The following is a 20,328-nucleotide window of genomic DNA, read 5'->3' as shown; positions in this document are numbered from 1 at the left end:
TAATTACTGGTTTTAAATGTTAAACCGACGCCAAATAGCGCCGGTTTATTAGTTACTCTTCGATAAACGCTTCACCTTCGTTCATCCACTTAGCGGCTGGCTTGCCTTTTAAGTAATGATCAAAGTACTGCATCATACGTACTGAGAAATCTACCTGATTAGGGAATTGCTTTAAGTGATGTGGCTCACCTTCATATTGTAAAAATGTAGCATCTTTACCCGCACGGCGTAGTGCTAAGTAATATTGCACGCCTTCATGCCATGGCACAGCATCATCTTTATCACCAAACATAATCAGAATCGGGGTATTTACTTTATCCGCAAAAAAGACTGGCGAGTTCTCAATATAAAGCTCAGGGGCTTCAAATAAGTTTTTACCAATGCGACTTTGCCCTGTTTCATATTGAAATTGGCGAGCAAGCCCTGACTTTAAGCGAATGCCACTGTAGGCGCTGGTCATGTTAGACACTGGCGCACCCGAAACTACAGCTTTAAACATATCAGTTTCAGTGATCATAAACGCGCTTTGATAACCCGCCCATGAATGGCCTTGTAACCCTATTTTATTAGCATCGGCAATGCCTAAATCAATCAGCTTTTGAGTGGCGTTGATCATGGTTTGAGTTGAAGACTTACCTGGATGACCTATTTCAAAACGAATATCAGGTAAAAAGATGGCGTAGCCATTTGATGTAAACATCGGAAAGTTAGGGCGATGATTTAATTCCATTTTAGGGAAATCGTACATACGCTGGCTCATATAGCGGTAAAAGTACACCACAACCGGTACTTTATCGCCTTTTTTATAGCCGGCAGGTTTGATTAATACCCCTTGTAAATCTTCTCCATCAAAGCCTTTATAGCTAATAAGTTCAGGCTTTTCTCCCCAAGCAAAATTAGTTACCTGAGGATTAAGGTTAGTGACTTGTTGTGCTTGTTTGAAGCTAAAGTCTGTTTGATAAATATCAGGAAATTGCTGATAGGTTTGCTCAGTAAATAAGTATTTATCGGCATTTTTGGCTTTTTTAATTACATCAAAACGCTTATTACCTGTGAGTACTTTAGTAACGTTAAGCGTTGTTAAATTAAGTTTAGCCACCTCACTTTGCTTACTTTGTAAGTTAATTGCAGAGAGCAAAAGAGTATCATTGCTGTTAAAGCCCACTTGGTTTTTATCAAGCTTGATTACTCTGTACTGAGTATTACTTTGTTTACCATTAGTTAAGCGTTTGGCTTGCTTGGTATTTACATTAAACGACCAAATATCATATTTACTATAAACCAGTATTTCGCTGCTATCGTTAAGCCAGCCAGCAAAGCCATAGCCAGGCTGCTTAGATGGATAATCGTGTTTGTCATCGGCAAAGGTAGCGTTAATTGCTTTGCTGAGTACGCTCACTTTGTTATTGCCTAAGTTTTTAAGCTGTACTTGGTTGTTATCAAAGTAAGCAGCAAACTGACCATTAGGCGCAAGGCTAGGTCTAAATGGATAGTCGTTAATAATAGGTGTTTGTTTACCCGTTTTTATATCAACCGCAAAGTAGTCAGCAAAAAAGCCGCCATACATTATTTTTTCAAGATGGGCTAGATTTGAGTAGCCTAATAATGAATCCGCGCGTTCAGTATTAAGTGCGACCTCAGGCATATTTGGTGTGCTTAACTGCACAACTTGTTGCGAGTTTACATGGTATACCGCCGTGTAATGTCGATTCTTATTACTTTCATTCCATTGCTGCTCTTCGCGAGGTTTAATTTGCGCATCGTTGTTGTGCCATACATTTAACCCTTTTTGGTCGCGAATAACCTCAAAGTCATACAATGACGACTCATCGGTATATTCCTTTTGTTTAACTTTTTCAGCAAGTTTTGGGCGGTTTTCAAAGTATAGGCGTGTACCATCTTCGGCCCACGTTAATGTCGCAGTTTTACCCATTAACCATTCTGGGTTAGGTGACTGCACAGTGGTAAGCGTTTCGTCCTGCCAAAGCGTTAATTCGTATTGGCGGCGACGCTTATCATCGTTTACATAGTTACCTAAAGTAAATGCAACACTCTTATTGATTGGATGCCAAGCTATTTTGTTGGCAACCACACCAGGCTCGTCAATTAATGCTGTGCTGGTAAAATCATTGAGTGAAAATAAAGTAATTTGATTATTATTGCCATCCACATAGCTTTGGCTCACTAATAATTGATCGCTGGTGGCGCTAATATCATAGGTGAAAGCACTTTCAAGAGTGTGGGTGCGTTTATCGCTTAAGTTGACGATAACCAGCGGGTAGCTTTTATCTTTTTTGTCTGCAGGGATAGCGCTATCGTTATCGGCGTTTTTATCATCCGCGTCTGTGCTCTCATTTTTACGATAGGCAAGCCACTTCCCGTTATTAGCGAGTACGTAGTCTTTTACGTCATTAAAGCGTTGTTGCTCACCGGTTTGGGTATTCACTAATACTAGATTGTTTTTTAGATCGCTTTTTTTCTTAGTGGTTTCTTTTTCAAGTAGGGTAGGCACTTGGATGAATGCAACCCAGTTCGCCATTTTGTTAATTGTAGGGCGAGTGCCTCGCTCTACCTCAGCAATAAGCTTGTTGTTATTTAGCGAGTAGACTTGCCCAGTGGCATTGCCACGATAAGGAGTTGCACTTAAAGAGAGGATTTGACCATTTTCAGAAAGCTGTGTGCCTTTTACAGATTTAAAATCAAATACATCTTTAAATTCTAATGGCTTATTTGCTAAGGCACTGGCGCTCGTTAAGCTGGTAATAAGTGCACAGCCTATAAGAGTGAGTTGTGTTTTCATTATAGATTCTCGTTTTTTAACATTATTTTATTGTAACGAGTTTTAATAACAATTCGAGTAGATACGATAAGTGGTAGCAGGGCAGAGATGAGAGGTTAAAAATGAATGGTAAAAGGTAAAAGGTAAAAGGTAAAAGGTAAAAGGTAAAAGGTAAAAGGTAAAATTTTCGAGCTACGGGATGCGAGGTGGTAGGCATCTGTGAAAAATAGGAGTGGAAGTGGTTTATTTAATACCTTGTTAGCATCACTAACAAGGTATTACTTCGAATCTTATAACCAAATTTTTTGAAGTTCTGGCCATTGTTTTTCAAATTGCTCACTTGGGCGAGCACTAAAATTACTGCGCACAAACTGATTCATTTTACCCTCAACGTAGGCAAGCAAAAAGTTAGCTAGGGTTAGCTCATCGCTTTGGAAGTTTTTACCTTCACGTAGCTTACGCTCTCTAAGAATTTGCTTGAATTGGGTCTCTAGCTTTTCAAATAAGCCTTGTACACGTTCACGAAGTCGCTCCTGCTCACCTTGTAGAGCATCGCCTGTTAATATACGAGTAATGCCAGGGTTTTTCTCAGCAAACGTTAGCAACAGTAATAAGGTATTGTATACGCGTGCTTTGCTTTCTTTTTCGTTATCTAAAATAAGATTAATACGTGATAGCAGGGTATCTTCAATAAACTCAATTAATCCTTCAAACATCCGCGCTTTGCTCGGAAAGTGGCGATAAAGAGCGGCTTCAGATACGCCAACTTCTGCGGCAAGTTTGGCAGTTGTAATACGCTGACCAGGGCTGGTTTCTAACATTTGTGCGAGTGCTTGCAGTATTTGCTCTTTGCGATTACTTTTTTTTGTCGCAGGCATGAACATTCCTTTTTTTAATAGTTATTTTTTCTACATCAACGTGCGATAACACAGCTACCTGCCTAGTGTTTGTGCGGGCAATAACCAGTGAAGCGATATTTTCACGTATTACGTGAAGCTCTGGTACTGCGCAAGCATTAAACTATATTAGCGAAGTAAAATTACACTAAAAGGTCACAAGGCGTCATCATGTTAATGTTTTATTCAGTTTGTTTCCAGCCTTTTTATAATCGTTTGGCAAGCTGCTCGATCACTTTGATTGCTATTTCTGTTTTACTAGTCACAGGTAAATCGAGTTGTTCATTTTGCCAATAAAGAGTAAGTGCGTTACGTTCTGAATTAAAGCCTAAATCACTTTGCGATACGTCGTTTGCGCAAATCATATCGAGGTTTTTATTAGTCAATTTCCCTTTAGCGTAGTTAGCAACATTTTGCGTTTCTGCTGCAAAGCCGACAGTGTAAGGGCGGCTTTGTGTAAGGTTTGCTACCGCTGCTATAACGTCTGGGTTCTTAACTAAGCTAAGAGTGAGTTCATCGCCTTGTTTTTTCATTTTTTGCGTGGCGATATTCGCTGCGCGGTAATCGGCTACAGCAGCGCAGCCAATAAAGGCGTCTGATTGATGGGCGTAATTGAGAGATTCTTGCAGTAGCTGCTCAGCACTTTCTATATTAATTAAATTAACGCCTTGCGGCGCGGTAATGGTCACTGGGCCTGAAATTAAGTTAACTTGCGCGCCAAATGATAAAGCAGCTTGTGCTAGTGCATAACCCATTTTTCCTGAGCTGTGGTTTGATATAAAACGCACCGGATCGAGAGGTTCTCGGGTTGGGCCTGCGGTAATAGTAATGGTTTTACCCGCTAAGAGTTGTGGTTGCGCAGGTTCAGTGCATAAACTCACTAATTCATGCGGTTCAAGCATTCGCCCTGCACCTACATCACCACAGGCTTGCTCACCTTTGCCTGGCCCCCAAACTGCAACGCCACGAGCCTTTAAAGTGGCTATATTAGCTTGCGTGGCAGGGTGCGCGTACATTTGTTGATTCATAGCCGGTGCCACAGCCACTTTTGCAGGAGTTGCGAGTAATAACGTAGTGAGTAGATCATCAGCAATGCCTACCGCCATTTTTGCAATAATATTGCTGGTGGCAGGAGCCACTAAAATTAAATCAGCCCATTTGGCAAATTCAATATGTCCCATCGCAGCTTCTGCTGATGGGTCGAGTAATGAGTCAGACACTATTTCACCACTGACAGCTTGCATCGTTAGCGGGGTAATAAAATGCTTTGCTGATTCAGTCATTACAACTTTAACGTCACAACCATGGTCTTTTAAACGTCTTACGAGTTCGGCACATTTATAGGCTGCAATTCCACCGCTAATACCCAGCACTATTTTTTTATTTGTTAAATTAATCATGGTTGTTCATCAATTTTATAAAATATGCTGGCTAAAATAACAAATCTTGAGCGTGACAGCTAAGATAAAATGCGTTTTATCGCGCTAATTTTTAATTTTGCATTACAGTTATATGATACTGACCGCTTTCAAGGATGAACGATGCAATTAACCTCTCTGCCTAATTCACTCAGACCGCGAGAAAAGCTGCTAGCAAAAGGCGCAAAGGCACTCTCTGATGCTGAACTATTGGCTATATTTTTACGTACGGGTTTACCCGGTATGAATGCAATAGAGCTGGCACAACATCTGATCAATGAAAATAAAACCCTGCATAATTTGTTTAATGCCAGCATAGATGAGTTTTGTGCGCAAAAAGGGCTGGGTACAGCTAAATATGTACAGTTACAAGCAGTACTTGAGCTAAGTCAGCGTTATATGCAAGAAGGCTTTGTTCGCGATGCCGTTTTTAATTCCCCTCAAGCTGTTTACGACTATTTAACCCTGCAAATGCGAGGGTTGCAGCAGGAGGTGTTTATGGTGTTGTATCTTGATAGTCAAAATCGTTTATTGAAAGATGAAATCTTATTTTATGGTACGATTAACGCAGCCAGTGTATATCCACGTGAAGTTGTCAAAGCGGCTTTAAAAAATAATGCGGCAGCGGTTATTTTTTCACATAATCATCCCAGCGGTATTGCAGAACCAAGTCAGGCCGATAAACTAATTACCAATAAATTGTGCCAAGCGCTGCAATTAGTCGACATAAATGTATTGGATCATATTATTATTGGTGGTGAAAATTGTGTTTCGTTTGCCGAACGGGGACTTATTTAAGTTTATTGCTCGCAGATATGTGCTAAAAATGAGCGGTTTAGTGTGTTTTGGCAAATTAGTTTAATTTAAATGCAGTTTTTACTTTCCCTAAGGGCATTCGATCTTTATAATTAGCCGCTATAAAATTTACACATGAGCTGGTTGGATAAGATCAGTATTTGATCTTTGCCTGTAAAAGCTGTATAAAGAGCGCCCTTCGATTTATCTCTAGGGCACAAATACATGGCCTTAGGGAAAAATTAAGCTCGAGCGAAGTTATTGGAGATATATAGACATGTCTAAAGTATGTCAAGTTACAGGTAAGCGTCCAGCGGTTGGTAACCACCGTTCACACGCGAGAAACGCGACTAAACGTCGTTTCCTACCTAACCTACAAACACACCGTTTTTGGGTTGAAAGTGAAAAACGTTTTGTAACATTACGCACTACTACTAAAGGTATGCGTATTATCGATAAAAAAGGCATTGACACGGTTCTTACAGAAATCCGTGCTCGTGGCGAAAAAGTTTAAGGAACTGAATTATGCGCGATAAGATCCGTTTAGTTTCAACTGCTGGTACTGGTTTTTTCTACACTACCGACAAGAACAAGCGTAACATGCCTGAAAAAATGGAAATCAAAAAGTTCGATCCTAAGGCTCGTAAACATGTGATTTTCAAAGAAGCTAAAATTAAGTAATTTAGTTTTCTTTCAGAAATGTAAAAACCCAGCTTATGCTGGGTTTTTTGTTTTTAAAATTCACTCTGTTACCACCGAAAATATACCTACCGTAATTGTGTCCATCTAATTAAAAATTTATGTTAAGCACCATGGCTTATTGTTTTAATAGCGGCTCCGTTGTTTGTAATATCAATCCGCAATAATACTTAATCACTTTGCGGGGCTAAACGTGTCGCTGCCTGCGTTAAAAATTCTCATTTAGAGCAACTAAATAGCAAATTTTTTGCCTAGCTATCAACGCGTTTTTCCAGCCTCAAAATAGACCACTTAATTAAGCGAATTGGTATAACCAAAGAAAATATAAATAGTATTAAATGACTTCACGGACTAATCAGTTGGATGTTGTGTATTTAGAGTAAGATTGTGGGGGTATGTAAGTATACCTAATGAGGAAGTGGGGGTTTTACTATGACTTACTAGGGGTGAACTGTAAGCAGCCCTAAGGCTACTTACAGTGCGATACTTATACTTTAAAGTTCTCTACTGATATTCTTAGTTCTTCGGCTAATTTAGCCACTTCTGAACTTGAAATATTAGTTTGTACAGCACCTTCTGCTGTTTGCTCGGCGATAGCAACAATAGACTCTAAGCGTTCACTAATCTCTTGTGATACTTGTTGTTGCTCTTGTGCTGCCGTTGATATCTCTTCACTGACATTGTGCGCTTGCGATACCGCAAGAGTAATTGAATCTAGTGCACTATTAGCTAAATCACTTTGCTCAACACAAGAAACAGCGCGTTCTTTACCTTTTTCCATGGCTTTAACTGCTTCTTCAGCGCCCAACTGTAGTGATTCAATCATAGATTGAATCTCTTGGGTCGACTCTTGAGTTTTACTTGCAAGCGATCTTACTTCATCAGCTACCACGGCGAAGCCTCTGCCTTGCTCGCCGGCACGCGCTGCCTCAATGGCCGCATTAAGTGCAAGTAAGTTAGTTTGCTCAGCGATACCACGAATAACGTCTAAAATACTACCAATTGAGGCGCTATCTTTGTGTAGCTTATTAATAACACTTGATGCTTCATCAACTTCGTAAGCGAGTTGTTCAATGGTTGCTTTATTTTGATTTGAAATACCTTTAACGCGTTCAGCTTCTTTATCAGCATTTTTGATTTCGCCCAGTGCTTGTTGAGCACTGTTGCTCACTGTTTGAGAGGTACTGCTCATTTCAGTGGTTGCGGTTGCCGCTTGCTCTACTTGCGCTTGTTGATTACTAATCGCTTTGCTCGACTCACCGGTAATTGTTGAGGTTTGCTCAGAAGCAGCAGCAAGCTGTGTTGAACGCGAAATAATACCGGTAATTAAGCTACGTAAGCTATCAATTAAGGTGTTACAACTTTTCGACAATTCACCAAATTCATCTTTTGCGCTGTCATCCAAGCGTTGAGTCATATCACCACTGGCAACAATATCTAAAATGCGGTTAACTTCTGCTAATGGCTTAGTAATACGGTTAACTGTAACAATGGCCACAAGCACAGCGATAATAGTAGCAATGATCATGCCTATCCAAGTCCATAAGTTAGCTGAGTTTACATCGCTGCGAACGCCTTCTTGCAAAGTAAATGCAACGCCGCTGGCTTGTAATACTAATTCGTCAATTTGGCTAAGTGCTGTTTTAGTAGCTTTTTCAGACTCTTCTAATTCACGTTCAGTTGTGCTGATTGCATCAATAAGGCGTTTTTTATTTGCTGAAAGGCTATCGTTACCTAAAATATTACTCTCAAGTGTATCTACATAACCTTTTAAGTCGTTAAACAAGCCGCTATGGCTCTGCTCTATTGCAGGTTGTATTAATGAAACGGTACGAACGACTTCTTCAAAGTAATATACTTGTTCATTTTTAATAATATCGAGCGTATTAAGTGTTTTAACAGTTAACATATCGGTGCTACTGGTAACCACAGACATAAAGTTATTTTCAAGGTTATTAGCTGCTTGATAAGCACGCGGGTAGTTATCTTCTAAACCATCGATATCAATAATATCAAGAACCATAGAGTTGGCATCTTCTGCCGCAAGCTCAACGGTTTCTAATTGAGCTTTAAGCTTTTTATTAAGCACTAACTGAGTGTTTTTGTCTTTGAGTAGGCTCTCTATAATGCTTAAAAAACTTAAGTAGGTCTTTTCAACGTCAAGGCTACTCTTATTTAGTTGTGGATCATCTTTTACTACTTGTTGTAGCTCGCGATGTAACTTATCAAATAACTGTTTTTGTTCTTCTATTTGTGCTTTTATTGGCGCTAGCTCTTGAGCCGATGAAGTGTGAAAGCTAGCTTGAGCAGCTTTACTCATCAAAATAAATTCAGCTTGTAATTGAGCGCTCTTGTTTAATGCCGGAAGCGATAGCTGATTAACCTTTTGAGTTGAGCGATCTATATTTGCTATTTTTATTAAAGAGTTACCGCCAATAATTAAAAGTAATAAAGTGATAAATATAAAACCACCCCAAATACGTTGACTCACTGTTAGATTCATATGGTTTTCCATTCAAAAATACGTCTATTAAAACTTATCGGCGCTTTCAACAATAAGTTAAGTAATTAAAAATAATTAATTTTTACTGTTAATAGTTAGTTGCTAAATTTACCGTGAAACTTCATCACACACTAAGCATACATAATTCAACTATTCGATTATGGATGTAAAATAATACAAAGCAATTTTCCTCATCTTTAATTAGATTAGAGAGTGTTGCTATTTTTTACACTTAGTTGTGAATGGTTTGTAATTATGCAATTTAACATGCACTCTTAAACTTAACAGATGTATTAACTTTTTTCAGTTTATTTAGACAAAAGTTGTGATTTTTTTGAAAGTTTTTGTTTGCTCTGTAAATTTATTAAGGTCATTGAGCCGCCCCAGACGCAACCTGTATCTAGAGCGTACAGGTGTTTGTAGGGAGTTTGACCTTCAAGTGCAGCCCAATGACCAAAAACAAGGTCATGTTGAGCGTTAACAATTTTAGGATGAGAAAACCAAGGAATCAATGAATGGCTATTTGCTGTTGCTTCTTTTGCACTAAAATCAAGCAAGTTATCGGGTGTAATAAAGCGCATACGGGTGAAATAATTAACAATATAACGAAACTTGGCAGCGTCATCGAGTTGCTCACTCCATGTTAGTGGGTGAGGCTGATACATGTTTTTTAAGAAGTATTGAGCGTTGTCAGCACCATAGCATTGCTGTGCGAATTGGGCGTGCTCAATGGCTTGCACGCACGACCAATCAGGGTTTAGCCCCGCGTGTGAAATAAAGCAATCATATTTATCTAAGTAAAGAGCTAAAGGCTGAGTTTGCAAAAACGCGACGTAATGTGGGAGTTTACTGCTGTTGAACAGAGTCGTTAGTTTGTCTTTGGGGTTGGGGGCAACATTATTTAAATAACAGGCAATCATATGTAAGTCATGATTGCCTAATGTGACGCTAACGCTGTCTTGGTGCTGATATATGTAATCAAGACATGCTTTGGAGTCTGGGCCGCGAGCAACAATATCACCTACTAGGTAGAGATGATCTTTGCTAGGATTAAAGTCGACTTGCTTTAACAATAAACTAAATTCGTTAAAGCAGCCTTGTAAATCACCTATTGCGTAGTCGGCCATTAGACGCTGTTCTTACTCAGTGTAAGATATTAGGGCAAGCTAAACGGAACACATTTATGGGGGCTTCAAACTCAGCACCAAATTCGTTTCGTAAAGTGTAATGCCCTTGCATGGTGCCTACCGGAGTATCTAATATTGCACCACTGGTGTATTTGTAACTTTCGCCTGGGGCTATATCTGGGGTTTCACCCACCACACCTTCACCTTGTACTTCTACTTCTTTGCCATTGGCATCGGTAATTAACCAATAGCGACTGAGTAGTTTTGCACTACATAAACTGTGGTTTTTTATAGTAACGGAGTAAGCAAACACAAATTTATCAAGTTCAGGTTGCGATTGCTCTTCTACATAAAATGTTTCTACAGATACCTTTACAGGTGATCCCATATTACTGCTTGTTGTCATAAATCCAGTTAGCTATATCAATAAATTGTTGTAACGACAGGCTCTCAGCACGCAAAGTAATATCAATGCCAATGCTGGTTAACTCTTCAGCGGTTAAAAGGTTACCTAGGCTGTTGCGCAGTGTTTTACGACGTTGATTAAACGCTTCTAAACAGACGGTATTTAATATTTTAACGCTCTTAGCTGTGCGCTGCTCTGCCTTTTTGGGGATTAAGCGAATAACCGCAGAGTCCACTTTAGGTGCAGGTTTAAAGCACTCTGGTGGTACTTCTACTACAGGCATCGCATTACAGTAGTATTGAGTCATTACACTCAAGCGGCCAAAGGTTTTGCTGCCTGGGCCTGCAACCATGCGTTTTACCACTTCTTTTTGCAGCATAAAGTGCATATGCTCAATATGATCGGCAAATTCAAAAAGGTGAAACAACAAAGGAGTAGAAATGTTGTACGGTAGGTTACCAAATACTTTTAGCTTTTTGTCGTCTTTAACTAGGCTTGCAAAATCAAACTTCATTGCATCGCCTTGGTTTACGGTTAATTTAGGCCCTAAAAAAGGGTGTTCAATTAAACGTTGGGCTAAATCTTTATCTAGCTCAACAACCGTTAAATGGCCACTTAAATCGGCTACAGGCTCAGTAATAGCGCCAAGGCCTGGGCCAATTTCGACTAAATTATCTTGCGGCTTGGGATCAATAGCGGTGACAATTTTATCGATGATTGATTCATCGAATAAAAAGTTTTGGCCAAAACGTTTACGGGCGCGGTGTCCTAAATGTACTTTATCGGTCATTGATTCTGTGCTTTTTCATGGGCGAGCTTAATTGCTTCGCGGATCGCTAATTCAAAACTGCCAACATCAGCATCACCAGTACCGGCTAAATCAAGCGCAGTACCGTGGTCGACTGAAGTGCGGATAAATGGAAGGCCAAGAGTTATATTCACTGACTTACCAAATCCTTTGTATTTTAGCACAGGTAATCCCTGATCGTGATACATAGCCAACACAGCATCAGCTTCATTTAGGTATTTATCTTGAAATAATGTGTCTGCTGGTAAAGGCCCGATTAAGTTCATCCCCTCAGCTCTTAGTATGTCAAGTGTAGGCGTAATCGTGTCGATTTCTTCGAGGCCTAAATGGCCATCTTCACCAGCGTGCGGGTTTAAGCCACAGACTAAAATACGCGGTTGCTCAATACCAAACTTGGTTTTTAAGTCATGATTAAGAATATTAGCCACTTTAACCAGTCGCTCTTGGGTAATAGCACGAGCAACATAAGCAAGCGGGATATGCGTTGTTACTAATGCAACTCGTAGCCCTTCGGTAGCTAATAACATAACAACATCAGCGGTGCCCGATTGTTGAGCAAAGTACTCTGTGTGGCCACTAAAAGAAATACCGGCTTGGTTAATAATACCTTTATGAACAGGGCCGGTAACAACAGCATCAAAAGTGCCGTCCATATTCTTTTCGCTAGCAATACGCAGTGTGTCTAATACGTATTGACCGTTTGCGTCATTCAGCACACCCAGTTCAACCGGCTCGGCTAAATCAATCTGTTTTATGTACAAGCTGCCAGCCGATGTAGGCATGGCTTCGGCGCTTTCATCAAATTCAATTAATTTAATGTTTAAACCTAAATGTTTAGCGCGCTGCTTTAGTAGCGATGCATCTGCAATCGCTACTAGCTGTGCATCCCAGCTGTGCTGTGCCAGTTTTAATAGCAAGTCAGGGCCAATGCCAGCAGGCTCACCAGGGGTTACCGCAATTCTTAAGGTCATAATTATTCGTCTGTTGGGAAAATTTCAACATGGGCTTGTTCGCGCATTTCTTGCTGCCAGTTAAAACCTTCTTCTTTAAATTTACGATTAAACAACATGCCATGTGCACGATTACGCTTAGCTTGCTCAGTTTTATCTGCAACGCGTGTATCTAACAACTGCACAATGTGCCAGCCATACTGGGTTCTAAAGGGTTCGCTGATTTCGTTTTGATCAAGAGATAGCAATGTATCTCTAAACGCAGGAACGTAGGTAGTTGGATCAGTCCAGTCGTATTGCCCGCCTTTAAGCGCTGAGCCTGGGTCTTGCGAGTGCTCTTTAGCTAGTTCTGCAAAGTCAGCATTTCCAGCGCGTAAATCCTTAACAAAGCCAGCTAGCATAGTGCGGGCTTTTTCTTCGCTTAAAATAATTGAAGGCTTAATAAGAATATGACGGGATTTAACTTCTGTGGCTTCTACTACTTGGCGACCACGAACGTCTTGCACCTTAATAATATGAAAACCTGCGCCAGAGCGAAGTGGGCCAATAATCGTACCTTTCTTTTGCCCTTTCACCGCTTCTGCAAATAAAGATGGCATTTCATTAATGCCCATCCAGTCTAATTGACCACCCTCAAGCGCTTTTGGACCACTTGATGAAGAAATAGCAATACGCTTAAACTCTTGGCCGTCTTGCAGCAGTTCAATTACCTTGTCTGCGCGTGTTTTTGCAGAGCTGACGTCATCTGCACTTGCACCGCTTGGAATATCGATAAGAATATGACCAATATCGTATTCTTCGGCATTTTTGCCTTGGCTATCCATAATTTTTAGCAAGTTATCAATTTCTTGGTCGCTTATATATATACGACGGTCTACGTTTACACGAATGACTTGTTGCGTGGTTATCTCTTTACGAATTTCTTCACGGTAAGCTTGAAAGCTCTCACCCGACGCTTCAATAGTACGACGTAAATCAGCAATTGTACCGCCTTGCTCTTTGGCCATGTTGGCGAGTGTTTGGTCGAGCTGGCTATCTGAAATCTCTAAGCCCATACGCTCAGCCATTTGCATCATTAGCGTTTGATTAACTAAGCGCTCAATTGCTTGTACACGCAGTGTTTCGTCTTTTGGCAGCTGTTGATTTTGTTCTTCTGCTTGTTTTTTAACACGATCAACAATTGTGTCTACTTCACTTTTTAAAATAACGCCTTGGTTTACAATACCAATCACTTTATCTATTTCGACCGGTGCGGCGAATGCACTTTGGCATAAGCTAAACGTTAAAACTGCTGATGTTAATAATTTTTTTAAATTCATATTCTTTTTACTACTCTTACTAATAGTACTGTTGTAATGCTAAAGGCGACTAGATTGATATAGTTATTTGTAAATTTTTACTATACAAAATGCAGCTTAGTCATTAAGAAAATACGGCCTACGATAACCAAAAATACCTTGTTGTAATAATTTTTGAGCATCATAACGGCTTTTACTACCAAGCCCTTTTAATACAAAATTCAAACGAATGCTCGAATCAAAAGTGGCTTGGGGTTGCCCAATTGACTGATTTAAATCAGTTTCAATTTGGCGGTGACCAGTAATTTGGAACGCCCAACAACACGATTCATACTGTAATCCACTAAATACTTCAATGCTGCGGTTATTATCAAGGTCGCGATGGTAACTTGCAATAAACTGCCATTCGTCACTGATAGGAATGCTTGTAAATAAGCCCGCTTGTTCGATTGTATTTCCTGAGACATCATTTGCATAGCGATGGTTCAATTGAACCAGCTGATTATTGTCACCTTTATAATCTAAGGTAACATTTGACTGGATAATTTGCTTGCCATCCGTATCGTACTGAATACCACCGGATAAATACCAGCGGCGGTGCCAATGTAACATGGTTTGCGCTGCAAACAAGGCATTGTAGTTACTGTCGCTGTTAAGCCCTTGCTCTGTGGGCTTGGCTGAATCACTTAAATAAAATATTTGGCCAGCACTGAAATTAAATACTTCTTCATTTTTCTTATCAAATAAACGGGTGGTTGCCCCAAGCGTAAATTGATTTGCAGCGGCAATACGGTCAACACTTGAAAAACGTGCATCCCTGAATAGGCCAAAAAAGTCATCTTGTAATTTAGTGGTATCGTATAAGCCAATATCGGACTGATCTTTATTTGGTGTATATAAATACTGAATTTGTGGTTCTAAGGTTTGAATGCCATCGTCGATAAAAATTGAGGTGTCGCGCTCAAAGTTAAGCTGAGAATATAAGCGGAGTTTCGGCAATGTGCGCGAGACCGTCTCGCTATATTGAGTGCCCTGTAAGTTGCCGTCTTGTTTATAGTTAGTTTGTAGCAGGCTTACTTCAGATAAAAATGACCAAGCATATTCTTTGTAATCAAAGCGTGCTTTAGGTTCTATATGCACGCGAGTTGCTTGGTCAATCACCGCTGAGCTATTAGTAAAGTGGCTCAGCTCCCCTGAAACAGTAAAATCGAAGTAATCAATTTTCCACGGCGTAGTTTGTGTAAAGCTAACTTGAGGTAAGGCTGTATATGACTCTAAGTGGTCACCGAGTACTTCAAAGTTTTGTATTTTTATATCAGTACGCCACATCTCGCCCATGTGAGTTAGTGAGCCGGTACGATAAAGCTGAGTATCGGTTTTACTTGCATAAGTTGAGTTTAAATCAGTAAGGTAATTATCATCACTGACATTGGTTATATCAATACTGGCTCGCCAGTCTTCGCCTATATAGCTTTTTTGTTGCCAATGAAACAAAAAACGCTCGTCAAGCTCAGGCTCTGAGTCATCTTTATTTAAGTATTCGACAGCCACTAAACCTTGGTGTTCTGGAGTTAGATATCTAAATTCAGTTTGTAGCTGTAAACCTTTGCGTGACATATAACGCGGCGTAATGGTTGCATCATAGTTTGGAGCAATATTCCAATAATAAGGCGTAATAGTCTCTAAACCATAGCGATCTGAGCTTGAAAAGCTGGGTGTTAATAAGCCTGATTTACGGCGCTCATCAAGTGGGAAAGTAAAATAGGGTAAATAGAGCACTGGCGTGTCTAAAATACGTAGCACCGCATTGTAGGTTTCACCCCAGCCTTCTTCTCGCGATAAATTAATTTCGTCGGCTTCAATCGCCCATACTGGCGTATTACCCGGGCAAGCAGTAAAGCTTGCATTCATCAGCATTAAGCCAGACTTGTCTATGGTGAGTTTTTCCGCGCCGCCTTTGCCTTGCTGTTGTGTTAGGCTGTATTGTGCACCTAATAAGCTAAAGGCTGAGTTGTTTAAATCGGCGTTTAAGCCCGCACTTTGAACTTTACTCACATAATCGCGGTAGGTAATAGGGCCGGTGGCATTGAGTAGGCCGCGTTGTTTATCAATCAGTGCTGATTGTGCGGACAAACTCATGTTAACGGTGTTAATATCAACATTACCAGTAAATTCAGCGCTTTGTGTGCCTAAAAGCTCAACGTCATCAGCGCTGATATCAACCGTTCCAAGCTCAAGGCCAGCTAGCGGTTGCCAAGCTCTGGTTTGCATTGAAGTGCCACAAAAGTTGTGTGTCAGTTCAGTTTCGGCAAGCGATGGTGCGCTCAGTACGCTTAGCATCAAAATGCCCCAGGTTTTGCTCATTTATCGACCTTTATGCTCTGTGATTAGTTACAAGCTATACATAATAAAGGAAAACAATAGCAAAGTAATTAGTGAAAAATAGATAGCTTATAAAATGACACGTTTTGAGAGTTTACAACAGTTTATTAATACTCACTTTAGTGAGCAATCCTGCGCGCTTGATGCAATAACCGCAGATGCCAGTTTTCGCCGTTATTATAGGTTAAGCGCTGAAAATAAAAGCTTTATTGTGATGGACTCAGATCCAAAAAAAGTTAACAACGTCCCTTATATTGCATTAAATAAGGTGTTTTCTGAGCAGGGGTTTTTATTACCATCCATTATTCATAGTGATGAGCAGCAAGGTTTTTTTATTTTAAGTGATTTGGGTAACACCCATTTAGCTGACTTGCTTGATGATGCCAATCGCAGCGAGTATTACCAGCAGCTGATCAGTTTAAGTGCCAAGTGGGCTAAAACGCCTAAAGCTCCGTCAATGAATCCGTATGACCATGACTTTATTGCACTTGAGCTGGATATTTTTAAAAATTGGTTAGTTAATGATTTTATTTGTACAGAGCTCAGCGCTGAGCAACAAAATATTTGGCAAACAAGTACTGCGCTGCTAATCAATACACTGCTTGAACAACCCACAGTGACTATGCATCGTGATTACCATAGCCGTAATATTATGCGCTGCGAGCAGCAATGGGCAATTATTGATTATCAAGACGCGGTACAAGGTCCGTTATGTTATGACTTAGTCTCGCTTTTAAGAGATTGTTATTTTAAATTGCCCAACGACGAGCTGACTCATTTACTTGAGTTTGGTTATGACGAATTTAAGCGACAAAGTTTAATAACTAACGAGTCATTCGCACAATTTAAGTATTGGTTTGATTTAACTGGCTTGCAGCGCCATTTAAAAGCAGCGGGTATTTTTTGTCGCTTGTATTTACGGGATGGCAAAAAAGGTTACTTAACCAATATATTACCAACACTAGCGTATATTGTTGAAGTGGCGGCAGAGTATCCAGAGCTTAGTGACTTGTCTGATTGGGTAAAAAATTACGTAGTACCAAAAGTACAGCAGCGGTTAAAAGAGGAACAACTATGAAGGCCATGATCTTAGCTGCAGGACGCGGTAAACGTATGATGCCGCTCACCGCACAGTTGCCAAAACCTATGTTATGTGTGGCAGGTAAACCACTTATTGAGCATCATATTATGCGCTTAAAAGCAGCTGGTATTACGCAGATTGTGATTAATCTCGCCTGGCAAGGAGATAAAATAAAAACCTACTTTGCAGATGGCAGTGCATGGGGGGTAAGTATTACCTATAGCCAGGAAGCAACTGGCGGGCTTGAAACTGCAGGCGGAATTATTCAAGCACTTCCTTTATTAGATGAGTCATTTATTGTTATTAATGGTGATGTTTACAGCGATTACGATGTTAGTGCATTAATGCAGCTGCATTTACAGCCAAAAGAAGCGCACATTGTATTGGTTGAAAATCCTGCGCATAACCCAGATGGTGATTTTACGCTAAGCCACTTACCTAATAGTGAACAGCGCTATACTTTTTCTGGAATTGGCCGTTATCAGGCTGATTTCTTTGAAGGGCTTCCCCCAGGTATTCTCCCGTTAGGGCCTTTACTGCGTGAAAAATTAAATGAACATTTAGTCTCCACTGAACTCTATATTGGCCAATGGGACGATATAGGCACACCAGAGCGTTTATCGACTCTTAACCAACAATTAGCACCATAAGCTAAATATAAAACACTAGAGGTAAGTTTTAAAATGTGGGGAAAAATTCTCGGTTTCTGTTTTGGTTTTATGTTTGGCAAAATATTTGGCGCCATTTTAGGCTTATACCTAGGCCATATGTTTGATAAAAGTCTAAAGAAAGACTTTGATCAGGCTGGTGGCTTCTCTAACCTTTTTAAAGGCGATGATGTTAACGAGCGCCAAGCACTGTTTTTTTCTAGCTGCTTTGCAGTAATGGGGCATATCGCCAAGTCAAATGGACGAATAAGCGAAACCCATATTAAAGCTGCGACGCTATTTATGGATGAAATGGGCTTAAAAGGCGAAGAGCGCCGTGAAGCGCAGCAGGCATTTCAATCGGGTAAAGACAGCGACTTTTCACTCAAAGACACGGTTTATGACTTTAAAGAACGTTTTGCTAAACGTTACGATTTACTACAGTTATTTTTAGAAATTCAAATTCAAATGGCGTTTTCTGATGGCGTGCTTGCCGCGCAAGAAAAGCAATTACTGCAAGAAGTAAGCAAGCAGTTGGGGGTATCTAAAGCACACTTTGCCTTTGTACTAAAACGTTATCAAGCAGAGTTTAATTTTAGGCAGCAACAACAGCGCTTTAGGCAGCAGCAAAGTCAAAGTAGTAGTTACCGAGAAGGCTCAGGACATCATGTACCGCCAAATAATGATATGAATCGCTCGCAGGCATTGGCCTTGTTAGGGCTAAATAAAGATGCGTCGCAACGTGATATTAAAGTAGCGTACCGAAAGCTTATGGCTCAGCACCATCCTGATAAACTGGTATCGCAAGGTTTACCTAAGCACATGATGGAAGTCGCGGTTAAAAAAAGCCAAGATATTCAAGCCGCTTACGAGTATTTAAAAAAGGCGGCGTAAAAAACCGTCTATTTCTTTGCTCAAGCGTGCATGTTGCTGCGGCGCATCGCGCAATCCAAATAGCTGGCGCTGGCGGTAATCAAACTTTGCATTACGGTTAACCCAACGCTGACGGTTTTTAAGGTTCATTAAAATATCGTTATGATCGCCTGAAAAATAAATATCTAATAACGCCGGTGTCACTAAAGAGGTGGTTTGGCTCAAACGCGCATTACGCTGTGAATTTGGTAAGAAGCTACTTAAACTAATAAATGCATTGATCTGTAAATCTGAAAAATCAGCATAGTGCTCCATTAATACTCCCGCACTGGTTCCTTGAGCAATAACCACAATATCATTCGAGGCTTCACTCGCTTGCTGATAAAGTGCCTCATAGCGAGCAATTAAATTTGTTTTGTAATTATCTAGTACATCAATATTGACCTGCTCAATATAATCAACATGATGAGGCGGCTCAGTTGGCGTGCTGTTATCTGCTGCAGTCGGTTGATTATTTGCCTCGCTGCTCTGCTCAGCAGCTTGCCAATTAATATCGGGCACCGTCATAGCGTAAGTGCTATAGCCATGGTTATTTAACTCTTTGCGCAAAAAGTTCATGCCAGAATTGTTTGTAGGGCTCGATTGCCAGTCGGGTATTAGAATCACCACACCTCTAAAATCAGCGCTCATGTATTCACGATGTAAGGTTAAAAATGGTGTGTCGCCAAGCTCAATGGTTTTAATTTCATCCCCTGGTGCTAAGCGTTTAATATCATTTTCAATAATAGTTGAGTGGGCTGTAGGAGCTATATGTTCCACTGCATATGTTTGCCAATGCATTAATATGCAAACAGCTGATAATGCACAGAGTGACATTTTTATAAATTGCGCAACAACCATAATGAACCCAAACAATAAAGATTATTTAGGTATCGGCGCGAGGCTATAAAAGTTTAGCTATTTGCGTGTTTATTTAAAACTCGGGTTCAGCTTCAAAAGTAAGTACTTGCTCTGTTAAAGGGTGTTTGAGTTGTAGCATTTGTGCATGCAGCTGTAGGCGAGGAGCCGCAGCAAGTGCGTCTTTGTGGGCATATAAACGATCGCCTAAAATAGGGTGGCCTAAGCTTAGCATATGTACTCGCAGCTGGTGGGAGCGCCCAGTAATAGGAGTAAGCTCTACACGGGTTGCCTGTGCTTCGCGCTTAAGCACTTTAAAATGAGTAAGCGAGGGCTTGCCATTGTCGTGATCAACCATTTGCTTAGGACGGTTCGGCCAATCACAAATAAGCGGTAAGTCAACTGAGCCCGTTTCACTTTCAAGTTGCCCATAAACTCGCGCAATGTAACGCTTTGCCGTTTCACGCTCTTGAAATTGCATACTTAAATGGCGGTGAGCGGCTTTGTTCATTGCCAAGCAAAGTATCCCTGAGGTAGCCATATCTAAACGGTGAACAATTTTAGCCGTAGGAAAAACACGGTTGACGCGATTAATTAAGCTATCGGCATGTTTTGGGTCTTTACCTGGTACGGTGAGTAACTCGCTAGGCTTATTTACAATAAGTAAATCATCGTCTTGAAACAGTATAGTTAAATACGGGCTCATAGGGGGATTGTAATTAACTAACACGGCAGACCTCAGTGATTTTGAAGTGCGCTATTTTAGTGG

The 20,328-nt window shown here is 40.4% G+C and carries 18 protein-coding genes; 6 read left to right on the top strand and 12 right to left on the bottom strand.

The genetic code is table 11. The features are described 5' to 3' along the window. Nucleotides 1–52: 52 nt before the first annotated feature. The 3 genes from FLM54_RS13140 to coaBC form a co-directional block, all read right to left on the bottom strand. A complete protein-coding gene (locus FLM54_RS13140) occupies nt 53–2,800 on the bottom strand; it encodes a prolyl oligopeptidase family serine peptidase (protein WP_178956590.1) in 2,748 nt (915 codons plus the stop codon). Nucleotides 2,801–3,069: 269 nt separating this feature from the next. After that, a complete protein-coding gene (gene slmA, locus FLM54_RS13135; RefSeq protein ID WP_008113236.1) occupies nt 3,070–3,657 on the bottom strand; it encodes a nucleoid occlusion factor SlmA in 588 nt (195 codons plus the stop codon). Nucleotides 3,658–3,881: 224 nt separating this feature from the next. Beyond that, a complete protein-coding gene (coaBC, locus tag FLM54_RS13130; protein WP_178956589.1) occupies nt 3,882–5,075 on the bottom strand; it encodes a bifunctional phosphopantothenoylcysteine decarboxylase/phosphopantothenate--cysteine ligase CoaBC in 1,194 nt (397 codons plus the stop codon). A gap of 141 nt (nt 5,076–5,216) precedes the next feature. Between coaBC and radC the strand changes: the two genes are divergently transcribed. From radC to rpmG, 3 genes are all read left to right on the top strand, one after another. Next, complete coding sequence (gene radC / locus FLM54_RS13125; RefSeq protein WP_178956588.1) at nt 5,217–5,891, top strand: RadC family protein; 675 nt, start codon at nt 5,217–5,219, stop codon at nt 5,889–5,891. A gap of 274 nt (nt 5,892–6,165) precedes the next feature. Further along, a complete protein-coding gene (rpmB, locus tag FLM54_RS13120; RefSeq protein WP_008464111.1) occupies nt 6,166–6,402 on the top strand; it encodes a 50S ribosomal protein L28 in 237 nt (78 codons plus the stop codon). A gap of 11 nt (nt 6,403–6,413) precedes the next feature. Further along, nucleotides 6,414–6,569: a 50S ribosomal protein L33 gene (gene rpmG, locus FLM54_RS13115; RefSeq protein ID WP_004587947.1), complete on the top strand. Its 156-nt coding sequence runs from the start codon at nt 6,414–6,416 to the stop codon at nt 6,567–6,569. A 505-nt stretch (nt 6,570–7,074) separates the two neighbouring features. On the opposite strand, the gene FLM54_RS13110 is transcribed toward rpmG, so the two are convergent. From FLM54_RS13110 to lptD, 7 genes are all read right to left on the bottom strand, one after another. After that, entirely contained in the window at nt 7,075–9,090 is a 2,016-nt protein-coding gene (locus tag FLM54_RS13110; RefSeq protein ID WP_138609106.1) for a methyl-accepting chemotaxis protein, read from the bottom strand. Nucleotides 9,091–9,398: 308 nt separating this feature from the next. Next, the gene (locus tag FLM54_RS13105) at nt 9,399–10,217 is read right to left on the bottom strand and encodes a symmetrical bis(5'-nucleosyl)-tetraphosphatase (protein WP_138609107.1); all 819 of its coding nucleotides are present in this window, start codon (nt 10,215–10,217) and stop codon (nt 9,399–9,401) included. A 16-nt stretch (nt 10,218–10,233) separates the two neighbouring features. Continuing rightward, the gene (gene apaG, locus FLM54_RS13100) at nt 10,234–10,623 is read right to left on the bottom strand and encodes a Co2+/Mg2+ efflux protein ApaG (RefSeq protein ID WP_041709470.1); all 390 of its coding nucleotides are present in this window, start codon (nt 10,621–10,623) and stop codon (nt 10,234–10,236) included. Continuing rightward, on the bottom strand, nt 10,607–11,413 hold the full coding sequence (gene rsmA / locus FLM54_RS13095) for a 16S rRNA (adenine(1518)-N(6)/adenine(1519)-N(6))-dimethyltransferase RsmA (RefSeq protein ID WP_010391631.1): 807 nt from the start codon (nt 11,411–11,413) through the stop codon (nt 10,607–10,609). The genes apaG and rsmA overlap by 17 nt, the downstream gene beginning before the upstream one ends. Continuing rightward, on the bottom strand, nt 11,410–12,402 hold the full coding sequence (gene pdxA / locus FLM54_RS13090; RefSeq protein ID WP_178956587.1) for a 4-hydroxythreonine-4-phosphate dehydrogenase PdxA: 993 nt from the start codon (nt 12,400–12,402) through the stop codon (nt 11,410–11,412). Before pdxA ends, rsmA begins: the two co-directional genes overlap by 4 nt. A gap of 2 nt (nt 12,403–12,404) precedes the next feature. Beyond that, nucleotides 12,405–13,700 (bottom strand): peptidylprolyl isomerase SurA, encoded by a 1,296-nt coding sequence (gene surA / locus FLM54_RS13085; protein WP_178956586.1) that lies wholly within the window; start codon nt 13,698–13,700, stop codon nt 12,405–12,407. A 96-nt stretch (nt 13,701–13,796) separates the two neighbouring features. Beyond that, entirely contained in the window at nt 13,797–16,043 is a 2,247-nt protein-coding gene (gene lptD / locus FLM54_RS13080) for an LPS assembly protein LptD (protein WP_178956585.1), read from the bottom strand. Nucleotides 16,044–16,137: 94 nt separating this feature from the next. On the opposite strand from lptD, the gene FLM54_RS13075 reads away from it, so the two are divergent. From FLM54_RS13075 to djlA, 3 genes are read left to right on the top strand one after another with little or no spacing between them, the layout of a single operon-like run. Further along, the gene (locus FLM54_RS13075) at nt 16,138–17,139 is read left to right on the top strand and encodes an aminoglycoside phosphotransferase family protein (RefSeq protein ID WP_178956584.1); all 1,002 of its coding nucleotides are present in this window, start codon (nt 16,138–16,140) and stop codon (nt 17,137–17,139) included. Next, nucleotides 17,136–17,792 (top strand): N-acetylmuramate alpha-1-phosphate uridylyltransferase MurU, encoded by a 657-nt coding sequence (gene murU, locus FLM54_RS13070; protein WP_138609117.1) that lies wholly within the window; start codon nt 17,136–17,138, stop codon nt 17,790–17,792. The genes FLM54_RS13075 and murU overlap by 4 nt, the downstream gene beginning before the upstream one ends. A gap of 33 nt (nt 17,793–17,825) precedes the next feature. Further along, complete coding sequence (gene djlA, locus FLM54_RS13065) at nt 17,826–18,683, top strand: co-chaperone DjlA (RefSeq protein WP_178956583.1); 858 nt, start codon at nt 17,826–17,828, stop codon at nt 18,681–18,683. Here the strand turns inward: djlA and FLM54_RS13060 are convergent. Together FLM54_RS13060 and rluA are read right to left on the bottom strand one after the other, a co-directional pair. Beyond that, complete coding sequence (locus FLM54_RS13060) at nt 18,666–19,562, bottom strand: DUF3530 family protein (protein WP_178956582.1); 897 nt, start codon at nt 19,560–19,562, stop codon at nt 18,666–18,668. The two genes, djlA and FLM54_RS13060, sit on opposite strands and share 18 nt — an antisense overlap. Before the next feature lie 73 nt (nt 19,563–19,635). Further along, nucleotides 19,636–20,289 carry a bifunctional tRNA pseudouridine(32) synthase/23S rRNA pseudouridine(746) synthase RluA gene (rluA, locus tag FLM54_RS13055; protein ID WP_138609123.1) on the bottom strand — a complete coding sequence of 218 codons (654 nt, stop codon included), beginning with the start codon at nt 20,287–20,289 and terminating at the stop codon, nt 19,636–19,638. Between the last annotated feature and the right edge of the window lie 39 nt (nt 20,290–20,328).

Origin of the sequence: Pseudoalteromonas sp. Scap25 (assembly GCF_013394125.1) — a bacterium.
GTDB lineage: Bacteria > Pseudomonadota > Gammaproteobacteria > Enterobacterales > Alteromonadaceae > Pseudoalteromonas.
The sequence above is the reverse complement of the archived record's forward strand: the minus strand, read 5'-3'. Positions and strand labels throughout refer to the sequence as shown.

Bases quoted from the DNA above. Each gene is read 5' to 3' on its own strand.
- surA (WP_178956586.1), bottom strand. From the start codon at position 13,700: ATGAATTTAAAAAAATTATTAACATCAGCAGTTTTAACGTTTAGCTTA.
- murU (WP_138609117.1), top strand. From the start codon at position 17,136: ATGAAGGCCATGATCTTAGCTGCAGGACGCGGTAAACGTATGATGCCG.
- radC (WP_178956588.1), top strand. From the start codon at position 5,217: ATGCAATTAACCTCTCTGCCTAATTCACTCAGACCGCGAGAAAAGCTG.
- FLM54_RS13140 (WP_178956590.1), bottom strand. From the start codon at position 2,800: ATGAAAACACAACTCACTCTTATAGGCTGTGCACTTATTACCAGCTTA.
- rpmG (WP_004587947.1), top strand. From the start codon at position 6,414: ATGCGCGATAAGATCCGTTTAGTTTCAACTGCTGGTACTGGTTTTTTC.
- rsmA (WP_010391631.1), bottom strand. From the start codon at position 11,413: ATGACCGATAAAGTACATTTAGGACACCGCGCCCGTAAACGTTTTGGC.
- coaBC (WP_178956589.1), bottom strand. From the start codon at position 5,075: ATGATTAATTTAACAAATAAAAAAATAGTGCTGGGTATTAGCGGTGGA.
- pdxA (WP_178956587.1), bottom strand. From the start codon at position 12,402: ATGACCTTAAGAATTGCGGTAACCCCTGGTGAGCCTGCTGGCATTGGC.
- FLM54_RS13060 (WP_178956582.1), bottom strand. From the start codon at position 19,562: ATGGTTGTTGCGCAATTTATAAAAATGTCACTCTGTGCATTATCAGCT.
- FLM54_RS13105 (WP_138609107.1), bottom strand. From the start codon at position 10,217: ATGGCCGACTACGCAATAGGTGATTTACAAGGCTGCTTTAACGAATTT.
- FLM54_RS13110 (WP_138609106.1), bottom strand. From the start codon at position 9,090: ATGAATCTAACAGTGAGTCAACGTATTTGGGGTGGTTTTATATTTATC.
- apaG (WP_041709470.1), bottom strand. From the start codon at position 10,623: ATGACAACAAGCAGTAATATGGGATCACCTGTAAAGGTATCTGTAGAA.
- slmA (WP_008113236.1), bottom strand. From the start codon at position 3,657: ATGCCTGCGACAAAAAAAAGTAATCGCAAAGAGCAAATACTGCAAGCA.
- lptD (WP_178956585.1), bottom strand. From the start codon at position 16,043: ATGAGCAAAACCTGGGGCATTTTGATGCTAAGCGTACTGAGCGCACCA.
- rpmB (WP_008464111.1), top strand. From the start codon at position 6,166: ATGTCTAAAGTATGTCAAGTTACAGGTAAGCGTCCAGCGGTTGGTAAC.
- FLM54_RS13075 (WP_178956584.1), top strand. From the start codon at position 16,138: ATGACACGTTTTGAGAGTTTACAACAGTTTATTAATACTCACTTTAGT.
- djlA (WP_178956583.1), top strand. From the start codon at position 17,826: ATGTGGGGAAAAATTCTCGGTTTCTGTTTTGGTTTTATGTTTGGCAAA.